The 22,277-nt window shown below is 61.7% G+C and carries 16 protein-coding genes; 4 read left to right on the top strand and 12 right to left on the bottom strand.

Annotated elements, in window-relative coordinates; all coding sequences use genetic code 11:
* Positions 1-10 precede the first annotated feature (10 nt).
* On the bottom strand, positions 11-3,166 hold the full coding sequence (locus tag OXH56_03405; protein MCY3554348.1) for an efflux RND transporter permease subunit: 3,156 nt from the start codon (positions 3,164-3,166) through the stop codon (positions 11-13).
* A gap of 45 nt (positions 3,167-3,211) precedes the next feature.
* Positions 3,212-4,237 carry an efflux RND transporter periplasmic adaptor subunit gene (locus tag OXH56_03410; GenBank protein ID MCY3554349.1) on the bottom strand — a complete coding sequence of 342 codons (1,026 nt, stop codon included), beginning with the start codon at positions 4,235-4,237 and terminating at the stop codon, positions 3,212-3,214.
* A 337-nt stretch (positions 4,238-4,574) separates the two neighbouring features.
* Here OXH56_03410 and OXH56_03415 point away from each other — a divergent pair, with 337 nt between their 5' ends.
* Entirely contained in the window at positions 4,575-5,852 is a 1,278-nt protein-coding gene (locus OXH56_03415; GenBank protein ID MCY3554350.1) for a hypothetical protein, read from the top strand.
* Positions 5,853-5,881: 29 nt separating this feature from the next.
* On the opposite strand, the gene OXH56_03420 is transcribed toward OXH56_03415, so the two are convergent.
* From OXH56_03420 to OXH56_03435, 4 genes are read right to left on the bottom strand one after another with little or no spacing between them, the layout of a single operon-like run.
* The gene (locus OXH56_03420) at positions 5,882-7,885 is read right to left on the bottom strand and encodes an acetylxylan esterase (GenBank protein MCY3554351.1); all 2,004 of its coding nucleotides are present in this window, start codon (positions 7,883-7,885) and stop codon (positions 5,882-5,884) included.
* Positions 7,879-8,781 carry a transglutaminase family protein gene (locus tag OXH56_03425; GenBank protein MCY3554352.1) on the bottom strand — a complete coding sequence of 301 codons (903 nt, stop codon included), beginning with the start codon at positions 8,779-8,781 and terminating at the stop codon, positions 7,879-7,881. Before OXH56_03425 ends, OXH56_03420 begins: the two co-directional genes overlap by 7 nt.
* 16 nt (positions 8,782-8,797) lie before the next feature.
* Positions 8,798-9,766 (bottom strand): alpha-E domain-containing protein, encoded by a 969-nt coding sequence (locus OXH56_03430; protein ID MCY3554353.1) that lies wholly within the window; start codon positions 9,764-9,766, stop codon positions 8,798-8,800.
* Complete coding sequence (locus OXH56_03435; GenBank protein ID MCY3554354.1) at positions 9,767-11,200, bottom strand: circularly permuted type 2 ATP-grasp protein; 1,434 nt, start codon at positions 11,198-11,200, stop codon at positions 9,767-9,769.
* A gap of 434 nt (positions 11,201-11,634) precedes the next feature.
* Between OXH56_03435 and OXH56_03440 the strand changes: the two genes are divergently transcribed.
* Genes OXH56_03440 through OXH56_03450 form a run of 3 tightly spaced genes read left to right on the top strand, consistent with a single transcriptional unit; the run spans position 11,635 to position 16,148 of the window.
* Positions 11,635-12,954 carry an SO_0444 family Cu/Zn efflux transporter gene (locus OXH56_03440; protein ID MCY3554355.1) on the top strand — a complete coding sequence of 440 codons (1,320 nt, stop codon included), beginning with the start codon at positions 11,635-11,637 and terminating at the stop codon, positions 12,952-12,954.
* Positions 12,951-13,901 (top strand): ZIP family metal transporter, encoded by a 951-nt coding sequence (locus tag OXH56_03445; protein ID MCY3554356.1) that lies wholly within the window; start codon positions 12,951-12,953, stop codon positions 13,899-13,901. Before OXH56_03440 ends, OXH56_03445 begins: the two co-directional genes overlap by 4 nt.
* A gap of 27 nt (positions 13,902-13,928) precedes the next feature.
* Positions 13,929-16,148, top strand: coding sequence for a heavy metal translocating P-type ATPase (locus tag OXH56_03450; GenBank protein MCY3554357.1), 2,220 nt, complete (start codon positions 13,929-13,931; stop codon positions 16,146-16,148).
* Positions 16,149-16,180: 32 nt separating this feature from the next.
* Here the strand turns inward: OXH56_03450 and OXH56_03455 are convergent, their stop codons facing one another.
* The 6 genes from OXH56_03455 to OXH56_03480 form a co-directional block, all read right to left on the bottom strand.
* Positions 16,181-18,364, bottom strand: coding sequence for an ATP-binding protein (locus OXH56_03455; GenBank protein MCY3554358.1), 2,184 nt, complete (start codon positions 18,362-18,364; stop codon positions 16,181-16,183).
* The gene (locus OXH56_03460) at positions 18,361-19,644 is read right to left on the bottom strand and encodes an ABC transporter substrate-binding protein (protein ID MCY3554359.1); all 1,284 of its coding nucleotides are present in this window, start codon (positions 19,642-19,644) and stop codon (positions 18,361-18,363) included. The genes OXH56_03455 and OXH56_03460 overlap by 4 nt, the downstream gene beginning before the upstream one ends.
* Complete coding sequence (locus tag OXH56_03465; GenBank protein MCY3554360.1) at positions 19,641-20,066, bottom strand: ATP-binding protein; 426 nt, start codon at positions 20,064-20,066, stop codon at positions 19,641-19,643. The genes OXH56_03460 and OXH56_03465 overlap by 4 nt, the downstream gene beginning before the upstream one ends.
* Positions 20,067-20,068: 2 nt before the next feature.
* Complete coding sequence (locus OXH56_03470; protein ID MCY3554361.1) at positions 20,069-21,232, bottom strand: SpoIIE family protein phosphatase; 1,164 nt, start codon at positions 21,230-21,232, stop codon at positions 20,069-20,071.
* 93 nt (positions 21,233-21,325) lie between these two features.
* Positions 21,326-21,664 (bottom strand): STAS domain-containing protein, encoded by a 339-nt coding sequence (locus OXH56_03475; GenBank protein ID MCY3554362.1) that lies wholly within the window; start codon positions 21,662-21,664, stop codon positions 21,326-21,328.
* Positions 21,665-21,831: 167 nt separating this feature from the next.
* Positions 21,832-22,277 (bottom strand): phytanoyl-CoA dioxygenase family protein (locus OXH56_03480; GenBank protein ID MCY3554363.1); only part of this gene is annotated, 446 nt, incomplete at its 5' end.

A 22,277-nucleotide genomic window follows, 5' to 3' on the forward strand; every position in this document is an offset into this window, starting at 1 on the left:
CGGCTTTCGGTCATACCGCGGGTACGGGCTGCTCAACGGCCGCACCGCTGTCCCGCCCGCTTTCTTCCTCCGCTTTCGCCTCCGCGTCGCCCCGTTCGGTCCATCCCGACACGAAGTCGTACATGACGGGCACCACGATCAGGGTCAGCACCGTGGCTATGGCCAGTCCGAAAATCACGGCCACCCCCATGGGACCCCACCACTGCGAGCTTTCTCCACCGATCTCGAGCGAGAGCGTCATGAAATTGAAGCTGAACCCGGTGGTCAGGGGAATGAGGCCGAGGATGGTCGTGACCGCCGTCAAAAGGACCGGCCGCAGCCGGGTCACCCCGCCCTGGACGATCGCTTCCCTCCGCCGCAGGCCGCGGTTTCGGAGTTTTCTTATGTAATCGATCAGCACAATGGCGTTGTTGACGACCACCCCGGCCAGACTGATGACTCCGATTCCAGTCATGATGATGCCGAAGGGTGTGGCCGTCACGATCAGTCCCAACAGGACCCCGATCAGCGACAGCACCACGGACATCATGATGATGAAGGGCATGGTGACGGAATTGAACTGCGTGACGAGTACAAGCGTGATCATGATCAGGGCGATGAAAAAGGCCCTGGACAGAAAGTCGGTCGCTTCTTCCTGTTCGACGTTCTCACCGGCGTACCGAAGGGTGTATCCCTGGGGTAGTTCGAGTGCCGCCAGGGCGGCTTGCACGTCCGTTAGCACGTCGTTCGCGAGACGGCCCTCCACGTCGCCTTCGATGGTCAGCACACGTTCCTGGTCCTTCCGCTTGATAGATCCCACGCCGCCGTCAACCCGGGTCCGCGCCAGGGTGCTCAGCGAGACCAGCTCGTCCTCATGGATGATGTGGATGCGTTCCAGGTCGGCAAAAGTGGCCCGCTCGGGTTCGGCGAACCGGACCACGATGTCGTATTCTTCCTCACCGACCCGGTACTTGGAGGCTTCCGTGCCGTTGATGGCGGTGCGGACCGCCCGCGCGATCTCGGCGGTGTTCATTTCCAGCAGGGCGGCCTGTTCACGGTCGATTTCGACTTTCAGTTCAGGCTTGCCCGAATCGTAGTCGTCCTTGAGGTCCACCAGGCCCGGGATGTTCTCGATGCGCAACATCACCTGGTCGGCCAGCCGGCCGAGTACGGCGAAATCCTCCCCCACAATTTCAATGTTGACGGGCGCCGCGGTGGGTGGACCGGGCTGCGGGGTGATGATTTCCACGTCGGCGCCGATGAGACGTTCCATCCGACTCCGGATCATCTCCACCGTTTCAAAAGAGGACTGTTCCCTGTCCTGCCGTTCCAGCAGGTCGACGATGATCCGCGACCTGTGGGGCGTCCCGCCGCCGCCACCCGAGCCGGGATTCTGAGAGTCCGAGGCTGCCCCCACGCTGGCGACGTACTGGTTCATGTCGGGCACGTCCTGTATGAAGTCCTCCGCCTGCCGGACCACGCCGTCGGAGACGTCCAGCTGGGTGCCGATCGCCGTATTGACGTCGATGTATGCCTGGTTGGGCTCGGTCTCCGGGAAGAACTCCACACCCTTGCCGATTACCCCGTAAAGCGCAATCATCCCAATGAGCACGCCGCAGGTAACGAACATGACCGGCGCCCTGTGGGCCAGCGCCCACATGAGAAACCGGCTGTACCGCCGGCGCAGTGTCAATAGCCACTTCTGGTCCTTTTGGGCCGTGTTCACGGTGAGCAACACGGAGCAGACCGTGGGATTGATGATAAGGGCGACGAAAAGGGAGGCCGACAGGGTGATGATCAGCGTGGCCGGCAGGTAGCTCATGAAGTCGCCGATGATGCCCGGCCAGAACAGCATGGGGGCGAAGGCACACAGCGTAGTGAGGGTGGAAGTGCAGACCGGCACGGCCACCTCGCCCACGCCTTCGCGGGCGGCGCGGACCAGGGGCCTGCCTTCCTCGCGATGGCGGTAGATGTTCTCGACGATGACGATGGCGTTGTCCACCAGCATGCCGAGTGCCAGGATCAGGCTGAAAAGCACGATCATGTTCAGCGTGTAACCCAGGATATCGAGCACGATGAAGGAGATCAGCATGGACAGCGGAATCGCTATGGCCACGAAAAGGGCGTTGCGCACGCCCATGAACATGAACAGCACGCAGACGACGAGGATCAGGCCCGATATGATATTGTTTTCCAGGTCGCTGACCATGGAACGGATGTCCTTGGACTGGTCCGCCAGGACCGCCAGGTTTACCGTCGCCGGCAACCTTTCCCGTTCTTCGTCCAGCAGCTCCTTCACGGTGTCGGCGATCTGAATCAGGTTCTCTCCACTGCGCTTCTGTACGTTCAAAGTCACGCAGGGCAGGCCGTTCAGCCGGGCGAAGGAGGATTCTTCCTTGAATCCGAACCGGACCTCCGCCACGTCCGTGATGACGATGGGTTGCCGATTGCGGGTCTCGACCACCAGCGCTCCGATCTCCTCCGGCGTCGTGAATTCACCGGGTACCCGGACAGCGTACCGCAGGGTTCCGGTCTTGATCGAACCGCCAGGCATATTCAGATTTTCCTGTCGAATCGTTTCGATGATGTCATCGAGTTCCAGGCCGTAGTATACCAGCCGGTCCGGGTCGACGTTGACCTGTACTTCCCGCTCCAGTCCGCCCGCGACCGTTACGTCCAGCACGCCCGGGATCTGCTCGATGCGCTGCTCGAGGTCCTCCGCGATATCTTTCAGCGTTACGAGGCTGTGGGTCCCCGCGACGTTGATCACCAGGATGGGTATGTCGTCGAAGTTGATCTCCTGGACGGTGGATTCCTCCGCGTCATCGGGGATCTCGGTCCGCGCGAGGTCGACTTCTTCTCGAACCTTCTGGAGCGCATTGTTGATGTCGACGTCGGTTTCGAATTCGATGACCACCGTCGAGATGCCCTCGCTGGAGGTAGAGGTGATCACCTTCACGTTGGACAGATCTTCGAGATGCTTCTCGATCGGCTGTGTAACGAGGTTCTCGATATCCGCGGGAGACACGCCGAAATAGGGGGTGGCTACGAAAACAATCGGTATGGTGATCGAGGGGGTTGATTCGCGCGGCAGGGAAAGGTACGACATGAAACCGAGGAGAATGACGGCCCCGGTCAGGACGAAGATACTGATTTTGTTTGTGATAGCCAGGTCAGATACTTTCAAGTAGAAATACTCCCGTGGATGCCGTCGGCAATCGCTGTCACCGTGCTACATCCCTTCGTTTCTGACCTGAATGGCTTCGCCGTTTACCAGGTTTCGGTGGCCGACGACAATGAGGGTGTCGCCCGTCGCGAGCCCGTCGGTTACCAGCACCTGGTCGCCGGAAGTCGATCCCAGTGCGACCGGCACGGACCGGGCGACATTCTGGTCTGCAACGAATACGATACGGCCCTGATCAGTGTCGATTACGGCGTCCTGGGGGATGACGATGGCTTCCGGGATGTTGTCTTTGACGACGCGGATGGTGACGGCCATTTCGGGCTTGAGCCGGTGCGCCGGATTGTCCAGGGTGATTTCCACGGGTACGGTTCGGCTGTCCGGGTCCAGCGTTGTTCCGATGTAAGATATGTCCGCTTCCAGGGTGACGTCTGGATAGGCAGGAAACGTCAGGGTAGCCCGCGTGCCCTGAGTGACGTGTTTCAAATGCCGTTCAGGTACTCCGGCCACGATCTTGACCCGGTCGATATCTACCAGGTCCACAAACTCCCTACCGGGCGTTGCCAATTCGCCCACCTCGAGATTTCGGCTGTCCACCACGCCGGAGATCGGCGCCCGGATGACCGTCTTGCTCAAGTAGGTCTGGGCCTGCTGATGCCGCGCCAGGTCCATGTCATGGCGATACTTGGTGTCGAGGTAAACAGACTCCGCCAGGGCTTTCTGATCCAACAGGCGCTTCTGGTTGCGCAGGGTCAGGCCGCTGGCGTTTACGGCTGCTTCGGCCTCGTCGGCGGCAGCCTTGAGCAGTTCGTCGTCCAGACGGGCCAGCACAGCGTCCTGTCGCACAGACTCGCCCTTTTCGATCTCGATGCGCTCAACCAGACCGGTCGCTTCGATACTCACCACGACGCGACGGACCGGCTTGACCTCGCCCACCAGTCTGAGGTGGTTGATGAATTCCCGGGGCTCGACCACCCGGGTCACCACGTTTACAGACCGCGTCTCCTCCACGGCGGACGCTTCGTTGGCGGCGCTGCCGCTTTCACTGCAGCCCGCGGCCGTCAGTACGACCGCCATGCATGCGGTCGTACCCAACCAATGCCTGGCGCGGTTGATCATCGATGCCTACTCCTTCGCAATAGCTCGATATTCATGTGAAGTTCCCACGTACTGTCCGCCCGGTTAGACAGTGGGCGTGGTGCAATAGTTTCCGTAACCTCTCCATATCTTGCCATGCACCGTTTTCCGACGGCCAACCCCGCCTTGCCGGAACGGCCGAAATAACGTAATATCAGGACATCCTGTCAAGTACATCTATACAAAAGGGGACGGGACGTCATTCAATAAAACCGCGGTCTGAACCGAGGTCGAGTCCTTGGCCGAGGAACCACGCCGCGCACGCCGCCGACAGGTCATGTGGAAAACAATCAACAACATCGCGTACCGGCTTTACTTCGCGTACCGGAACCGGATGTCGCGCCGCGAAAACAGGCGGTGGGTAGTCCGGACTGCACTAACGCCGGGCCCGGAACCCAGGCCCGTGCTCTACGTGGCATGGGGACGGATCGGAGACGTGGTCCTGACCACCGGGCACCTCAAGCGGATGCGACGGTGGTTCCACCCCAGTCCGATCTGGTTCCTGGGAAGATCCCGCGTAAGGCCGCTCGTCGAACTGCACGTGGACGCCTTCCTGCCGTTCCCCGAACCAGCCGCACGCCGGACCGGGGCTGATGGCCGGGACACTGGCCGGACCGGGGCTGACGGCCGGAACACTGGCCGGACCGGGGCTGACGGTGCCCCGGCCGCAATGCTCGAAGGGATCGCGAACCGATCGTTCCGGTGCGTCATCGCGGACATCCACACGTTCTACGGCGGACTCTTCGCCCTGGATAGCGTGCTTTCCACCGTGCGGGCGGACCGCAAGTTCGTCTACGAAGGATACCGCCTCGGCGAGGACCTGGCGCCGGAACGGCCTTATCCGGCCGGGTACGAGATCGTGCCTAAATACGAGGAAAGAAAGGGGGTGGGCAAGGACGACGCCCCATGCCACTTACTTCATCACAACGCCCATTACCTCCGTAGCGTGCTGGAGCACTGTGGGGTCGAAACGGTTGGCGGGGAGGCGTGGCGGCCGGAACTGGATCACGTCGGATCGGGAACCGACGCTTGCCGCCAGTACGGGGTCGAACCCGGGGAGTACGTGGCGTGGCAACCCTTCAGCGACAATCGCAGGAAGGACTACCCGCTTGCACGATGGGCGGAGGCGATCCGCGCATTCCCAGAAATGCAGTTTGTCGCGCTGGTCGAGCCCGGCAGGGCCGACGAAGTGAGCCGGACGGCGCCGCCCGGCGTTCGCGTGGTCGCTACGTCGCTAACCGGGGTGATGAAGTTGATACGGGAAGCGCGCCTGTACGTCGGACTGGATTCGGGGCTAAGCCATATCTCGACAGTGATGGGAACACCCACGGTCTGTGTCTGTCCCGACAGCCACCTCGGATATTTCTTTCCCTATCCGGAGAGCTACGGTTTCAAGAATCTGCAAACGGTCTCTCATCCGGACTACCTGTCGTGCCGTGGCTGTTTCATGACCTGCCGGCACGAACCTCTCACGTCAACGGTCACCCGGGGCGCTCTCTGCCTTCGTACGTTGCCTTCCCAACTGGTCATCGAGGCTATCCGGTCCGCATTGTAGTCCGGCGCGCACTGTAGCTACATGCCGCGTCACAGTTCGGCGGTCGATCTGAGTTCGACCCGTGCGGGGCGGACCAGCGCGATGAGATCCTCGATATCGAACTCGGCCAGCAGTCCGAAGCAGAACAGGGACGAGAGGGATTCGTACCGTCCGGGTTCATCGATCAACCGGTGCAGACTGGCAAGGCCGCGATGCAGTATGACTTCATGGAACGGCCGGCTGCAAAGGGACGCCGCCATCAGGGCGATCACCGAGGACAGGGGACCTTGTGCCGCGACAACCAGACGGGCCGCGACGCCCGGACGGGCCGCGACACCTGGATCGGCCGCGACGTCCGGACCGGCCGCGACACCCGGACGGGCCGATCCCATGTGATGCATGACCGCCGCGAGCTGTGCGACCTGGAGCCCCAGCATCCGGCCTCCGTTCGATGCCAGCATCATCGTCCACTGATGGGGCGCTTTGCCCAGTCCGCAAGCCCCCTGCATGACCACTTCCACCGTCGTCGCCGTGGCCTTGTCCCGTATGGCTTCCTCTACCAGGGCTTTCGTTCCCTTCCGCCCTTCATCCGCCAGGATCAGGCGCATATTTCCGTTGCTTTGGTCCGTGGGAACGGTGGTCACGGCGGGTAGCTCCCACCCATCGCGCAAGTGGTAACAGGGCCATTCCAGCCGGCGGCCGTCCCTCGCGTGCGGCGCCTGGCCGGTCACACGCTCAACGGGTAAGGGCCGGTACCGCAGCAGGAACTTCAGCCGTTCCCTGCCCGCCGCCTGCCACCGGGAGAAAGCGGCGGGATCCTCCGGCGGCTTCCGGCGTTCCAGGCCACGGGCCAGGGACCGGGCCAGGGAGACGAAATCGGCGTTGCCCGTCGGTGTTCCAACCCACAGTGCTTCTTCGGTGCGGACTTCGTCTTCCGAGGGAATCTCTCCGTCGCGGGACGGCACGCCAGGCCGGCCGTCCAGGAAATGCCGGTTCAAAAACCCGTAAAATCGCTCCCGGTGTTCCCGTTCGTAGTTGTGGGTGCCGGGATCCAGGTTGTTGTGGAATGCAAAGGCGTCCGGACTTCCGAGTGCGGCGTACAGCGGTCGAACCGGTTCATAGACCGAGGGCCGAGCCCGGGCGGTCTGGAAGCAACAGTCGTCATACTCGTTATACATGAGCAGGGCAGGACGCGGTGCAAGCAGAGCCGTGAGCATGGGATAATCGGCCGTCGCGGCGAGGTCCGACGCGTTCTGTTCGATGTCACCCCGGTCGGCCCGGTGATTAACCCGGCTGTCCAGGCCGATGTAACCGGCGTTGGGCGCGGCGAGTCGCACCCTCGTGTCCAGGGCGGCGAGCACGATCGTCTGCCAGCCTCCGCCGGACAGTCCGGTCACGGCGATACGTTCCGGGTCGACCTGTCCCAGGTCCAGCAGCACCTCCAGCGCGCGGCACATGACCAGGTAGAACACGGCTATGCCGGCCACACCGCACAGATCCAGATAGCTCGCGTTGTTGTGCTGGTAGCCCGGGCCCTGCAGTTCCCCGAAGCTCAGCCACTCCGGATTCAGCGCGTAAACGCCCCGGCGGGCCAGGTTGACGCAACGTATCTGCTTGTAGTCCACCGCCTTGCCCGGCGGGCCCACATGCCCGTTCAGATTCAACACGCCCGGCGCCGGAACGGCTGGATCATCCGGTTCGTAAAGGAGGGCCGGGACGACCAGACCGGGATGATCCGACTCGTCCGGTTGACCCGACTGACCTGAATGACCCGGCTGACCCGGCTGACCGGGCAGCGCGCGGTAGGTCAGCTTGCGAATCCGGTATCCCTTGTCGGTTTCGATCACGTCGCCCCACTCGACCTCGGTCGCACCGTTTCTCCACGCATCGGGCACGCCTTTGAAAATCACCTCTTCCAGCACGGTCCGGCGCAACTTGCCGGCTTCTTCTTCCCAGGTAGCGGCGTCGGGGAGTTCAAATCGGGGGACGCGGCTCAGCAAGTAAGCCTTCAGCGTTTCCACCGTGTGCGATGACCGATCCAGGTCACTCAACATCGCAACTCCTCGCGCATCGAATAGGATAAACCCTCAGGCGTTTCCGGTATCGTTTCCATACTTACCTCCACTTCAAGCTGGATTTCGCCCCCTCCGAACAGTACGCCCCGCGTGGGGGACACGTCCTGGTAGTCCCGCCCCACCGCCACCCGTACATGGCGTTCGTCGGCCAGCGTCGCGTTCGTGGGATCGAATCCCGTCCAGCCGGGACCGGGCAGCCGGCACTCCACCCAGGCGTGCGAAGTCGTTCCCCCGCCTGCCCCGCCCGCCGCGGATTCGTCATGGAGATAGCCGGATACGTACCGGGCGGGAATACCCCAGGTCCGCGCGACGGCGATCATGACGTGGGCGTAATCCTGGCATACGCCGCGGCCGGTATCCAGGATGTGTTCGATCGTGGAAGAGATCGTGGTGCTCCCGGGCACGTACTCGAAGCGTTCGAAGAGTGCACCGGAAAGCCTCTTCAGCGCGGCCAGCGGGTCGCCCGCGGGTGTTATGCCGATCCTTTGCACGAAACTTTCCAGGGCGGGCGAAGGAAGGGCCAGGCCGCTGTGATCCATATAGTCCCACTTGTGAAACGAATCGCGCCAGCTCCGGACAGTCTCCCATGCGCCTTCTTCGCACCTTTCGGGCGGTGCGTCACTTGCCCTGACGTCAACCATGGAACGCGCAGTGATGTACAGCGACTGGTGTTCGTGGTTCAGGTGAAGCTGGTGACGCCTGTTGCCGAAGGCGTCCGTGACCGGAAAGATCGAGCCTTCAGGTTCCGTGCCGACCCGGAACGCGGAGACGTGCTGCCTGCGGTCTTCGATCGGTCTGAGCGCCAGGGACATCGCGCAGTTACGCACGGGTAAGCCATAACGGTACTTCGTGACATGCTCGATCCGGTATCGCACGGGTTTGTCCATTGCGTCATTGAACAGGCAGGGATTCCAGGGGATAGTCGATATAAGCGTCCATAATCTGCCGGTGGAGCTTCCGGCTGGCGCCGTTCACCTGTTCCAGCGTGGCGCTCCAGGCCGTAACGTCGTTCTTGCCGTCCCGGACGGCCGAGCAAAGGGAGGCGCTGATCGACGCCGCTTCCCTGCTCGCATCGGGCGATGGACCCGATCCAATGGCGTCCAGCACGGAGGCGATCGCGTCGAGGGACCGGCGCACCGAACCCGGAAGCAGTTCGTCCGTTACGATCAGGTCGAGCACCTGACCGGGCTGAACCACTACACTGTAGGCATGCACGTATGCGTCGAAGGCGTGGAACACGTGCAGCAGGTTCGCCCAGTCCGCGTCGAATGATTCGTCCTGCCTGTCCTGCGCCGCAGTATGCGACAACAGGATCGATGCGGAAAGTTGCACCCGTTCGATATACCTGCCCAGCTGGATGAAATGCCAGCCATCATCCCTGTACATGGTCGCTTCGGCCACGCCGGTGAAGGTGGCGATATCCTTTGCCGTCCCCGCGTAAAACGACTCCGGGGCCGTCTTCCAAATCTCCTGGATGGTCAATCCCTGCAGGCGCAGGAAGGTCATGTTCAGCGAAAGCCACATCTCGGCGCTGATGTAGTTGCGTACCTGCCGCGCGTTCTCCCTGGCATACGCGAAGCAGTTCCATATGGAATCCGGATTCGTGGGTTCAAAAGTAAGATGATCGGCCAGGGTATAGGAGTCGGCCAGCGCGTAGTCGTCGCTCCCGAAGGCTTCAAGTGTACCGGCGGGCGGAAACTGGTTCATACTGCTGTACACGCGGTTCCATCCGAAGTGGATCTCGCGCAACGGACGGTCCACCAGCGTCTCCACCTGCAGTTGCATCAGCCGGCTGAGGTGTGCGGCGCGCTCGAGATACCGGCCCATCCAGTACAGGCCCTGTGCGCTTCTGGACAGCATTCAGTCCCCCAGTACCCAGACGTCCTTGCCTCCGCCCCCCTGGCTGGAGTTTACGACCAGGCTGCCCTCCCGCAGCGCCACCCGGCAGAACGCGCCCGGCACGATACGGGTCTCGCGGCCATGGAGCACGAAGGGCCGCAGGTCCACGTGCCGCGCCGCGGCACGGCCCCCGATCAGGCAGGGCGCGCGCGAAAGGTCCAGTACGGGCTGCGAAATGAAGTCCGCGGGGTCTTCCCGCAATGCACGGGCGCAGGCTTCTCGTTCATCAGCCGTCGATTCCGGCCCGACCAGCATGCCGTATCCCCCCGAACCGCCCACCCGTTTCACGACGAGGTCCCGGAGGTTGTCCAGGGTGAATTCAAGATCCTCCGGCCGTCGGCAGATGTAGGTCTTCACGTTCCGCAGCAACGGTTCTTCGGCCAGGTAATAGCGGATCATGTCGGGGACGTATGCGTATACGCTCTTGTCGTCCGCTACGCCCGTACCCGGCGCATTCACCAGGGTGACGTTTCCTGCCCGGTAGACACCCATGAGGCCGGGGAGGCCCAGCAGGGAATCCGGCCGGAATACGAGCGGATCCAGGAAATCGTCGTCCACCCGGCGGTAGATGACGTCCACCCTCTGCAGCCCCGAAGTGGTGCGCATGTATACATAACCGCCATCGACCAGCAGGTCCCGGCCCTCGACGAGGGTCGCCCCGATCTCGTGCGCCAGGTAGATGTGCTCGTAAAACGCCGCGTTGTATACACCGGGCGTCAGCAGTACCACGCAAGGATCGTAATCCGTGCGCGGAGCGAGTTCCCTCAGCGTTTCGCGAAGCATGCGCCCGTAGTGCTCGACTTCCTGCACCCGGCAACTGCGGTAGAGCCGGCGCAGGTTGGCCTTGACCGCCTTCCGGTTGGCGACCATGTAGGAAACGCCGGAAGGCACGCGCAGGTTGTCCTCGAGCACATGGAATCCTTCGTTCGTGCGGACCAGGTCGGTGCCGCAGACCGCGACATACGTCCCGTGCGGCACGGGCACGCCCCGCATTTCGACGCGGTACTGGGGACAGCCGCGTACCAGGGCGACCGGGACGACTCCGTCTTCGACAATGCGGGCAGGACCGTACACATCGGCAAGGAATCGGTTCAGCGCCTTCAGCCGCTGGGTAAGTCCAGCTTCGAGCTGCCGCCATTCTTCGGCGGGCAGGATCCGGGGCAGGCAGTCGACGGGCATGATGCGCTCGCCGGCTTCGTCTCCGCCGTATACCGTAAACGTGATGCCTTCGCTGGAAAAGGAATGCGTGACCCGTTCCTGCATGCGAACAAGTTCTTCGACGGAAAGCCGGAGCAGAGATTCGTGCAGGCTGCGGCAATGAGCGCGCGGCGTACCGTCAGGCAGGAACATCTCGTCGTAGAAAGCGCTGTCCAGGTCGTATGCGTCAAAATCCATTACGAGGGTCTCCGATCGTCGGGCCAGCGAGATCCTTGTCCTGGAATCGCAAGGCTCGAAGCGGCCGGGGACTGGCCTTCACGCCTTGCTCGGGCATTGCTTATATCTGGCTCATGCTTTCCACCGGCTAACATGTTATATCGGGCAAAGCGGCAGATCAAGGGAAGTCTCCCCGCGCGATCAGGGCCCGGACAGCATGACTTCAGTATCCGGCCATACCGTATGCGAACCTGCCTTCCGATTCCAACATTTCTATTGCGCTTTCAGGTTCTCCAGGTATAATCACGCTTAGGTATCATCACTCGTCAGATGTACCGTCCGCGCGCGAATCCTGTCTTGCTGATTCCAGTTGCATCAGCCTGATCGTCCTTCTTACATAACCTGAGACATAAACAGAGGTTTCCGCGATAGTCATAACGGCGGGAGATGGATTGATGGGCGCTACGCTGACGAATACACTTACCGCGTATTTTGACTTCATCTGGATGTCCTTCCTGTTGCTGGGGCCGATGTTGATCCTGGGTCTGCTGCTCGCCGGCCTTATCCACGTGTTCATTTCCCGGGAAGCGATCCTCAAATGGCTTCGGGAAGACAGCCTCCGGTCGGTCTCCGTCAGCTCCGCGGTCGGCGTGCCGGTCCCGCTGTGCAGTTGTTCCGTTGTCCCCGTCGTGGCCGAAATGCGCCGGAAGGGCGCCTCACGTTCGTCCTGCATGGCCTTCCTGATCACCGCGCCGGAAACCGGAGCAGACTCCATTCTGGTCACCAACGCGTTTTTCGGGTTCGTCGCCGCCGTAGTTCGCCCTGTCATCAGCTTCATTACGGCCGTCGTAGCAGGCATTTTCTGCATTGGCCTGATCAAGGACGACAGCGGGGCGGTCAAGCCGGGCGAGGAAAGCCACGAACCCCCTGACCACGATCATGATCGTTGCCACGCGGCCCATGATCCGTTGATTTCGGACAAGAACGATTGCTACGTCAGACCCTCCGCCATGAAGATCCTGATGACGCGGTGGTTAAAGGGGTTAACCACCGTGGCTTCCACCTGGAAGATCGGATCGTGGATCAAACCACGTTTATACCACGAAATCGCCGGTGAACAGACTAGTAAGTCCGGCAAGGCTGCGGAGGCGAACCGCGTTGCAGCGCAATACCCCGGTCTCGATTTCAAGAAGATCGTCCGCCACATCATGCACTACGGCTTTGTAGAGATCGCCGACGATATTCTCTTCGCCCTGCTCGTCGGCATCGCACTGGGCGGCGTGCTCTATCTCGTCATTCCGGCCGACCTGATGTCGAACGATTACGCGCGCTGGCTGTCCTACCCCGTCATGGTCATCGTCGGCGTGCCCCTCTATATCTGTGCTTCGGCCAGCACACCGATAGCGGCCGCGCTGGTGGCCCGAGGCGTGAGCCCCGGCGCCGCGCTGATTTTCCTGATGACCGGACCGGCTACCAACACGAGTACCATCGCCATGATCATGAGTCGATTCGGCAAGCGCTTCGCGGCCGTTTACGTGACCTCCGTCATCGCGGTAACCGTCGTGACCGGCATCGCCATCGACTTCATGCTGCTGGCGACGGGCTTCACGATTTCCGTCAACCTGCTCCCTTCCGGTTCCCACGCGATCCAGTTCATACAGTGGGGCGGCGCGATGGCATTGATCGCGCTGATCATCTGGCGGTACCGCGCGGGCGCCATGCGAAAAGGATACCAGGAAATGATGTCCAATGTCAGGATGCGTCCATCAAGATGAACGATATCGTTTTGCTGCTTCTCGCATATTCGACGATGATCTTTGCCGTGTCCCTGCTCGGCGGGAAGCTTTCGGCCATCGTCACCCTGACGCACACCCGGACGCATCTGGTCATGAGTTTCGTGGCGGGATTTCTTCTTGGCGTCGCCATGTACCATCTGTTGTTGCACAGTCTCGAAGATATCCCAGGTCCGCATGCCGGTGAAATCGCCGTGGGTTGCGTGGTACTGGGCGTCATCATGATGATCGTACTGTTGCGGTTCTTCAGGTTCCATCAGCACGAATTCGGCCAGGATCCGGTCCAGGTATCGGATCATGATGGCCGGCACGACCACCCGGACTCGCACGACCACCCGGACCCGCACGACCACCCGGGCCATCAGGGCCAGCCGGACCAGCACGGCCATCAGGCTGCGACAGTCGTCAATCCCCGAAGCGTGTTCGGCGTCGCCACGGGCCTCGGCCTGCATACCATCACCGAGGGGATCGCCCTCGGCGCAAGCATGCGAATGGGACTGATTCACGACGAGGGAGCGGTCCTCGTCGGACTGGGCGTGTTGTTGGCGATCATGCTGCATAAACCATTGGACGCGTACTCCATCATCGGATTGATGCGGGTATCCGGTTACGCGAACCGGACCTGCACGCTGACCAATTTCGGTTTCGCCCTGCTCTGTCCGCTCATCACCGTATTGACCTTTTTCGGCGTCGGCCTGTTGAGCCATTTCAACGAACTGCACGTCGTGGGGTACGTCATGGCCTTCGCCGCCGGTGTTTTCCTGTGCATTGCTTTGAGCGACCTGCTTCCCGAGATTCAGTTTCACAGCCACGACCGCGGAATCCTCGCCCTGGTTTTTCTCATCGGGGTTGGACTCGCGTACGCCCTATTCCACTTCGAATCCGAGACCCTGCACGGGCTGGAGACGCTGGATAACCATAACCATTAGCATCCCCCCGCACCGCGAGCAGCGCCCATGTTGACCTCCACCCAGGGAACAGAGAACAGCGTGGATACCGAAACCCGTGTATTCCACGTCGACGGCATGACCTGCAGCGCGTGCTCGGTACGGGTAGAGAAGGTCCTCTCCCAGGTCCCCGGTGTCGCAGCAGCCCACGTGAACCTCGCTCTGGAACGAGCGACGTTGACGGTTGCGCCCGGCGTGGAAGAAGGCGCACTGTCCGGACCCGTAGCCGCCGCGGGGTACCGGCTGAGCGCCGTTCAGGACGATCGACGCGAGCCCGAAACGGAGCCCGGTCAGTCACGCAGGGACCGTGTCGCCATGGTCGTCTCGATTTGCCTGACGCTTCCCTTCCTGCTGCAGATGCTGGCCGGGCTGCTGCGGGGCTGGACCGGTTTCGACGGGCACATGCCGGTATACGTGGAAGCGATGCTCGCGACCGTACTGCAGATCGGGGTCGGCGCCCGATACTACCGGAGCGCTTTCCACGCGCTGCGCGGCGGTGGGGCGAATATGGACGTACTGGTGGCCCTCGGAACCACTTCGGCCTACGCGTACAGCGGCTACCTCGCCTTACGACTGGGTGCCGACGCGGCGGGCCTGCTCTACTTCGAAGCCTCCGCGATCATCATCACCCTGGTACTCATCGGCAAGTACATCGAGACCCGGGCGCGCCGCAGCGCGAGCCGGGCGATTCGGGAACTGCTGGCGATCCGGCCGGTCACCGCGCGGGTACGGACGGCGAACGGCACGGAGCGGGAGACGCCGGTGCATGCCTTGAAGCCCGGCGATGTCGTTATCTGCCGTCCAGGCGACCGGGTGGCCGCGGACGGCGTCGTGCTCCGGGGCGAAGCCGAGGTCGACGAAGCGCTGATCACCGGTGAGAGCGTCCCGGCGCCCAAAAACCCGGCCGACACCGTGATCGCCGGATCGATGAACATCAACGGCTTCCTGGAAATCGAGGCCCGGGCTGTAGGGAGCGATTCGACGCTGGGTCGGGTAATCCGCCTGGTCGAAAGCGCACAGGCCGCAAAGCCGGCCATACAGCGCATGGTGGATCGCGTAAGCGCCGTTTTCGTACCGGTGGTCGTCGGCCTGGCCGTGATCACCTTCACCGCGTGGGCTCTTTCGGGGGCCGGACTGGAATACGCGTTGATCAATGCCGTCTCCGTCCTCGTCATCGCCTGTCCCTGCGCGCTGGGACTGGCGACGCCGACGGCCATCGTGGCCGGTGCTGGCGTGGCGGCCCGAGCGGGCATCCTGGTCAGGGACATCGAATCCCTGGAACAGGCGAACGACCTGACGCACGTTGTATTCGACAAGACGGGCACCCTGACCGAAGGCCGGTCCGTCATCGCATCCATTACGCCCCTGGCCGATCAGGACGAAGGCGGTCTGCTTCGTATCGCCTCATCGCTGCAGCAGGGCAGCGAGCATCCCCTGGCCACCGCGTTTCTGCGCATGACCAAGGAAAGAAACATCGCCCTTTTCGACGTGAGAGGATTCAGGAGCGTGGTGGCTAAAGGGGTCCAGGGGGAAATAGAGGGCGCAATCTACCTGCTCGGCAACCGGAGGCTCTTCGATCAATACTGCCCGGGCATCGAGCCGCCCGAAGCACAGGACAGTGGAGGTTCAACACTGGTCTGGCTGGCGGTCCGAACCGATACCGGATGCGCTTTTCTGGCACGCTTCGAACTCATCGACGCGATGCGTCCCGATGCGGCCTTAGCGGTGGATGGACTCCGGAAGCTGGGAGTCAAGTCCCTGCTGGTTTCCGGCGACGCAGAGGCCGTCGTGGACCGTATCGGACGGCAGGCCGGCATTGAGGAGACCTACGGCGCCGCAACGCCGGAAGAAAAGGAACGAATCGTAAGCCGGCTTACAGAGAACGGCGCCAGGGTCTGCATGGTCGGTGACGGGATCAACGACGCGCCTGCCCTCGCCCGTTCCGCCGTGGGGATCGCCATGGGCTCCGGTACAGACGTGGCCATGGAAACGGCCGCGATTACGCTGATGAGACCCGATCCGACCCTGGTGGCCGGGGCCATCGACGTGAGCCGGAAGACGATCCGAAAAATCAAGCAGAATCTGTTCTGGGCGTTTATCTACAACGTGATCGGGCTGCCTCTCGCGGCGCTGGGGTTTCTCGTCCCCGCATTCGCCGCGGCCATGATGGCGGCCTCCAGCATAAGCGTCGTCCTGAACGCGCTGACACTTCGCTCGTGGCGTCCATGAAGCAGGCAGGTTTTTCAGGTCATCGATCCTGCTCAGGACGTCTGATCGGTATGGGAAGCGGCGGAGGTTTCCGGAGCGGCCTCGGTCGCGGACAGCGGTAACCTGATAGCCATTTCGGTGTACTGGCCCGGTTCCGAATCCACCTCGATCGAACCACCGTGTTCGCGAACGATGTCGTTAGACAGCGCCAGGCCGAGTCCGGTGCCTTCATCGGTCGGCTTGGTGGTGAAGAAGGGGTTGAAGATCTTGTCGATGACATGAGGAGGGATCCCCTTGCCGTTGTCCTTGATCCGGACGACGATCTGATCATCCTCGCGGCGGGTGGACAACCAGATGCCGGGTACGTAACCGGATTCCGTATCCGGATCTTCCCGCTTCTCGTTGGTGGCGTGACAGGCGTTGTTTACCATGTTCAGGAATACCCGTGCCATTTCCTGGGAAACAATTTCGATCTCGCTCAGATCTGATTCGAAATCTTCGTGGATTTCGAGTTGAAAGTCTGCGTTCGATGCCCGGGCGGCGTGGTAGGCGAGACGGGCGTGTTCTTCCAGCAGGGCATTGACGTCCGTCGACTGTTTGTCGCCCGATCCGCGGCCCATCTGGAGCATATCGCGCACGATGCGGTTGGCCCGTTCGCCATGCTCCCGGATCCGGCGCAGGTTTTCCGTGAGGTCACCGCCGATCTCCTGGATCAGTCCATCCTGCTCCTCGTCGATCGTACCGCCGGCTGAGGGCAGTTCTTCCTTCATTTCCTCGAGGAGCTCCTCCGAGGACTCCGCGAAGTTCTTGACGAAGTTCAACGGGTTCTGGATCTCGTGCGCCACACCCGCGGTGAGTTCGCCCAGGGCCGCCAGTTTCTCCCGCATGACGATCTGGTCCTGCGCCTTTTGCAACTCCGCCAGGGTGCTCTCCAACTCGTCGTTCTTTCCGCGCAGTTCCTCGGCCAGCTTCTCCACGAGATTCAACCTCTGTGCTTCGATCGAGTGAAGCCTGAAGACTTCCAGCGCGGCGGCCATGTCCGCCACTTCGTCGCGGCCGTCCAGTTCAACTTTCTGCTTCAGATCTCCCCCCGCCATGCGCCGCATGTGTTCCGAAAGAAACCCTAATCGGCGCAGTAGCACCTTGCCGACGAACAACCACGCGATCAGCAAAGCGCCGACCAGACTGACCGCGTTCAATGCGAGGAGTAGCTGTCTGCCCACCTGGATCGTCTGCGTCGAAGCAACCGTGGCGAGTTCGGTACTCTCCTGCGCCGAATTTACGAGGCTTTCCACCTCGGCCACCAGTTCAACGGACAGATCCCGGTTGTTTTCGATCAAGGCGCGTTGCTGGGCGATCAGGTCCAGGTCCTCACCGCGAATCTCGAAGATCATCCCCTGGCCGTTGCCCAGTTCGAAGAGCTGGGTGAATACCGGTTCGAGCCGCTGCCGCAGGGGCGCCGTACCCAGGCCCGCGAGGCTTCGCTCCACGCCGCCGTCGGCCGACTCGAAACGCTCCAGCAGGGGTTCCAGCCGATCGGCATCGGACAGGTTGAAGACGTTGGAAAGGATTCGGGTACTCACGGTCGCCTCGGCCTGCAGATCGGCCAGGTGCCGGTAACGTTGCAGTTCCTCTTCGGAGAGGTATTCCTCGCGGGGCGCCACCGGCTCATCGATATCCCGGTATCCGGTCACCGTGTAGAACAGTTGGTTGTCGATCGCCGGGATCAGAATGCCCGTCAGTTCGAACTGCAGCCGTTCCAGTTCGAGACGCAGCTGCCGGCTCTGGTCCTGGAGCACGAAGCGCCTGGCCACGGACTCCTCGATCATTTCGATATTCGACATCAGCGTGCTGCCGGCTTCCCGGATGCGTTGAAAGCGTTCGTCCTCCATGCCATAGCCGGCGATGGCTTCCAGCTGCACCGCGAAACTCTCTCGTTCTTCGGCGATGCTCGCGGTTACGGCTTCAAAGGTTTCGGGAGTTTCCGCGGCCGTCAGGCGCGGCGCCGCCGCCGCCAGCGTCCCGCTCCGCTGCGCCACGCCGAAGGCCGCGGCGATCTCGGGTACGGCGACCTCGTTTACTTCTCGCTGGGCCTCGCCAACCTCGTTGAAGGCGAACCACGCCACCATACTGGCTAACATGGTAAGCGCAACCGCTGCACCAATGCCCAGATAGAGCTGCCCCGATATGCGGGATGGGCCCTTGTCGTATAGCCACAACAGCCACTGCTTGATCATGGCATCACGTCCCGGAGGGTACGGATGGGATGGTAGCGGCCATCCTGACCGATCACTGTGAGGAAAACCGCGTCCGAACCCTGGTTGTCCCCTTCGCCAAACTCGAGACGAAGTCCGCCCAGGTCGATCATTCCCGCACGATTCAGGCTCTCCATGAGGCAGGATCGTCTTACGTCGGGACCGCAGCCCTCGAGGGCGGTGATGGTCAGCTTGCCGGCGAGGTATCCTTCGAAGGAAACGAATCCGGGGTTCGTGCCCGGCGCGTACGCGGAGAGCGCTCTGCGGTACTGGACGGCGATGGCGATGTTTCCGGCCGCAGGAAAGGGCACCACCTGGGAGACCAGGACACCGCGTCCGTCGGGACCCAGTTCACCAGCCAGCGCATTGCTCCCGACGAATGAAATCGTTGCGAAAACGGGATTGAATCCCACGTGCCGCGCCCACGAAATGAGCGTGGCAACCGGCTGGTAGGCCCCGATCACCACGACTGCGTCCGGTTTTCCCTGTTGCAGATCGAGCAGGCCGGCCTTGATCGCGGTGGTGTTCCTGGGATACACACCGATGGCTACGGGATCGAGCTGCCGGCGCTCCAGCGCGCGTCGTACGCCTCGGTATCCGACCCGGCCAAAGGAGTCGTTCTGGTACATCACGCCGATGCGCGTGATGCCGAGGTCGCGCGAAAGGCGGTCGACGATTTCCTCGGTCTCCTGGAAATAGGAGGCGCGCAGGTTTATGACGCCCGTATCCGTGTTATCACGTAAAAAAATCGCGCCGGTGAATGGCGCGATATAGGGTACGCCGGCCTCCGAGGTAATGGGAACGGCCGAGCGGGAGGTGGGTGTGCCAACGGCGCCGATCAGCGCGAAAACCCCCTCCTCCTCGATCAGTTTCCGGGTGTTCGCGATAGCGGCTTCAGGTTCATAGGCGTCATCGAGCGTGATCAGCTCGAGCCGTCTTCCGTGTACGCCGCCCCGGCGGTTCGCTTCCTGAAAGGCCGCCTCGATCCCGACATTCATGTTCCGCCCGAGTTCACGGGCCGGTCCGCTGAAGGCCGCGGACTGACCGAAGAGAATGCGTTCGGCCGTCACACCGGGTTCGGTCGTCGCTTCGGACTCGGTCGTGGCTTCGGACTCAGTCGTGGCACCGAGCTCGGTTGTGGCACCGGGCTCTTCGACCTGGAAGGCGTTCGCACCGCTGTTTTCAGGGGATAAAGCGGGAGAGAACGCCGTCGCACAAAGGGCGAGCAGTACGACCGCCCAATGGCCGCGCGTTCGTCTCATCCGTTTTCCTTCCGCTTGACGATCGTGAGTATGTTCTGGTTGTCTTCCCGGCGGTAGCTCAGTTCATCCATCATGGTCCGGACGAGGTAGATGCCCAGGCCGCCCACGGGTCGATCATCCAGTCCGGAGTCGATATCCGGTTCCGGCGAATCGGTCAGGGGGTTAAAGGCCCGCCCCTGGTCCCGCAACTCGATCGTCAGCGCGTCGGCATCCGAGTCCAGTACGATTTCAAACAAGTGGTCGGGATCGCTGTCGTGGCCGTGCTTGACGATGTTCACGCCCAGTTCCTCGAGGACCAGCTTGACCTGGTAGACCATAGCCGGCGGCCACTCTTCGGACTCGCCGAGATCATCCACGGCCTCGTAGATGCGCTCCAGCTGGTCGAGCTTCGTGGACAGGCTAAGGGACAGTCTTCTGCTCATGATCAGACCTGGCGTTGAAGCACAGTAACACAGGTAATGTCATCCGATTGCGGCGTTTCTCCGGCGAATTCATGGACCGCCTTGAACACCGCTTTGTTGGCGTCTTCCGTACTGCCGGGAGGGGAACCCGCGAAAACCGCCTGCAGGCGATCCATGCCGAATTCCTCCCCATCGGCGTCCATGGCTTCGGTCACGCCGTCGGTATAAAGCAACAGGAGATCGCCCGGGGAGAGCACAACGGCGGACTGGCCGAAATTGACACCCGGAAAAACACCGAGTGCCAGACCGTCCGTACCGGGCAGCAGCGTCGATGAGCCGTCGGAGTGCACCACCAGCGGAGGATTGTGCCCTCCGTTGGAATAGTCCACCTGTCCTGTTTTGGGATTATATACCGCGTAGAACGTTGTGACGAACATGGCCGCTTCGTTTTCCTCGGTAAGCAGGTCGTTGACCTCCTTGAGCACGGCACCCGGTTCGATGGCGCCGATCGCCGAGCCCTTCAGCAGCGTCCTGCTGGACATCATGAACAGGGCGGCGGGAACGCCCTTATCGGATACATCGGCGATGGCCAGGCCGATTTTACCACCGGGCAGGCCGAAAACATCGAAAAAGTCGCCGCCGACCTCCCTGGCCGGTTCCATGTTCGCGTAAATCTCGCAGTGATCGGATTCCGGGAACTCGGTGGGCAGAATCGACTGCTGCATCTTGCTTGCAACGTTCAGTTCGTTCTGCAGCCGTACAAGCTTGTCCCTCGATTCCAGGGCTTCGCGCCACTCCTCCATGTTCTTCAGCGTGCGCTCAATCGTCACACGAAGGTCCTGGAAATCGATCGGCTTGGTTATGAAATCGAAGGCGCCCCGGTTCATGGCCGTGCGGATGTTCTTCATGTCCCCGTAGGCGGATACTACCACGGCGCGGATGTCGGGGGCAATGTTCGGTATCTGCGCCAGCAGCGTAAGACCGTCCATCCGGGGCATGTTGATATCGGAGAGGACCATGTCTATATCGGGCACTTCGTTCAGGCGTTCCAGGGCTTCCACGCCGTTCTGGGCGAAATAAAGCGTATACAGGCCGGAACGCACGTCACGGCGCATGCGCTGCCGCATCAGGTGTTCGAGATCCGGCTCGTCGTCCACTACAAGGATTTTGTACGGTGTCTGCGTCATTTCACCCCCGGAAACCGCCGCGGCCGTATCCCGTTTCAAGTCTCGCCATGACGCCTGGACGCTGCGACGCGAATAGTAAACGGGAAGAGGCGTTTACCGGCCGATCTTATCCACCGCTTCGGCCTGGGAATCGTGAATGGATATGATCTTGTCAAAACCGCTGATTTCGAAGACTTCCCGGATCGGATCAGAAAGCGAGCACAACGCGAACGCGGCATTCCGCTTCTGAAGCAGTCGAGCGATCAGCAGGATGACCCTGAGGCCCGCACTGCTTATGTAGGACAAGGTACTGAAATCCAGCAGCACCTTGCTGTCGTCTTCACCGATGGCGCCATTGAGCGCGTCTTCGAACTCCCGCGCGTTGGCACCGTCGATTCGACCTTCAACCTTCGCAATTAGTACTTCGTTTGCTCGGTCGACACTGATCTCCATGAAACCAACCCCCTTTACAGGTTTATAAAAATGCCATGTTCGGCAAAATCAGCAATCGGTACTCCATAGGTTATCCCTGGTTTTCACGATTCCGTACCCACCTGGCCGGCCTTGACCGGTCAGCGAATCGAACGGCCTGGCCTGGCCTGGTCCGTACACGCAACTGCTCAACCCGATGCCAGGATGGGATGCAGCGGTCCTCCGAACGGTTCGCCCGGTTTCATGGTCTGGTCGCCGCCCGCGTCCCACCGGCCGTTGTAGTTCACATACTCCGGAATGTATATGATCGCCAGCGCTCTCCGGGGCGATGCGGTGCGATTCGGCGTAGCGTAATGGAATGTGCATCCATGGTGAAAAGTCACGCCGCCCGCTTCCATGTCCATCACGACGGGTTCGACATCGACATCGACGTCGGTACTTTCGATATCTTTCAGCACGCTTGCGCCTTCCGTGCTCAGCGGAACGGGCGCCAGCCGGCCGTACTTGTGCGATCCGGGTATGAACTGCATGCAACCGTTGTCCACCGTTACATTGTCCACGGCGATCCATGCCGATAGCGCACCGACTTGTTCCATAGGCCAGTACGGTGCGTCCTGGTGCCAGTTGGTTGCCT

The sequence above is a fragment of the Gemmatimonadota bacterium genome (genome assembly GCA_026702745.1).
Lineage (GTDB): Bacteria > JAAXHH01 > JAAXHH01 > JAAXHH01 > JAAXHH01 > JAAXHH01.

Excerpts from the sequence above, each read along its gene's own strand:
- OXH56_03475 (MCY3554362.1), bottom strand. The coding sequence starts at position 21,664 with ATGGAGATCAGTGTCGACCGAGCAAACGAAGTACTAATTGCGAAGGTT.
- OXH56_03430 (MCY3554353.1), bottom strand. The coding sequence starts at position 9,766 with ATGCTGTCCAGAAGCGCACAGGGCCTGTACTGGATGGGCCGGTATCTC.
- OXH56_03410 (MCY3554349.1), bottom strand. The coding sequence starts at position 4,237 with ATGGCGGTCGTACTGACGGCCGCGGGCTGCAGTGAAAGCGGCAGCGCC.
- OXH56_03440 (MCY3554355.1), top strand. The coding sequence starts at position 11,635 with ATGGGCGCTACGCTGACGAATACACTTACCGCGTATTTTGACTTCATC.
- OXH56_03415 (MCY3554350.1), top strand. The coding sequence starts at position 4,575 with ATGTGGAAAACAATCAACAACATCGCGTACCGGCTTTACTTCGCGTAC.
- OXH56_03470 (MCY3554361.1), bottom strand. The coding sequence starts at position 21,232 with ATGACGCAGACACCGTACAAAATCCTTGTAGTGGACGACGAGCCGGAT.
- OXH56_03445 (MCY3554356.1), top strand. The coding sequence starts at position 12,951 with ATGAACGATATCGTTTTGCTGCTTCTCGCATATTCGACGATGATCTTT.
- OXH56_03450 (MCY3554357.1), top strand. The coding sequence starts at position 13,929 with ATGTTGACCTCCACCCAGGGAACAGAGAACAGCGTGGATACCGAAACC.
- OXH56_03460 (MCY3554359.1), bottom strand. The coding sequence starts at position 19,644 with ATGAGACGAACGCGCGGCCATTGGGCGGTCGTACTGCTCGCCCTTTGT.
- OXH56_03420 (MCY3554351.1), bottom strand. The coding sequence starts at position 7,885 with ATGTTGAGTGACCTGGATCGGTCATCGCACACGGTGGAAACGCTGAAG.
- OXH56_03455 (MCY3554358.1), bottom strand. The coding sequence starts at position 18,364 with ATGATCAAGCAGTGGCTGTTGTGGCTATACGACAAGGGCCCATCCCGC.
- OXH56_03465 (MCY3554360.1), bottom strand. The coding sequence starts at position 20,066 with ATGAGCAGAAGACTGTCCCTTAGCCTGTCCACGAAGCTCGACCAGCTG.
- OXH56_03435 (MCY3554354.1), bottom strand. The coding sequence starts at position 11,200 with ATGGATTTTGACGCATACGACCTGGACAGCGCTTTCTACGACGAGATG.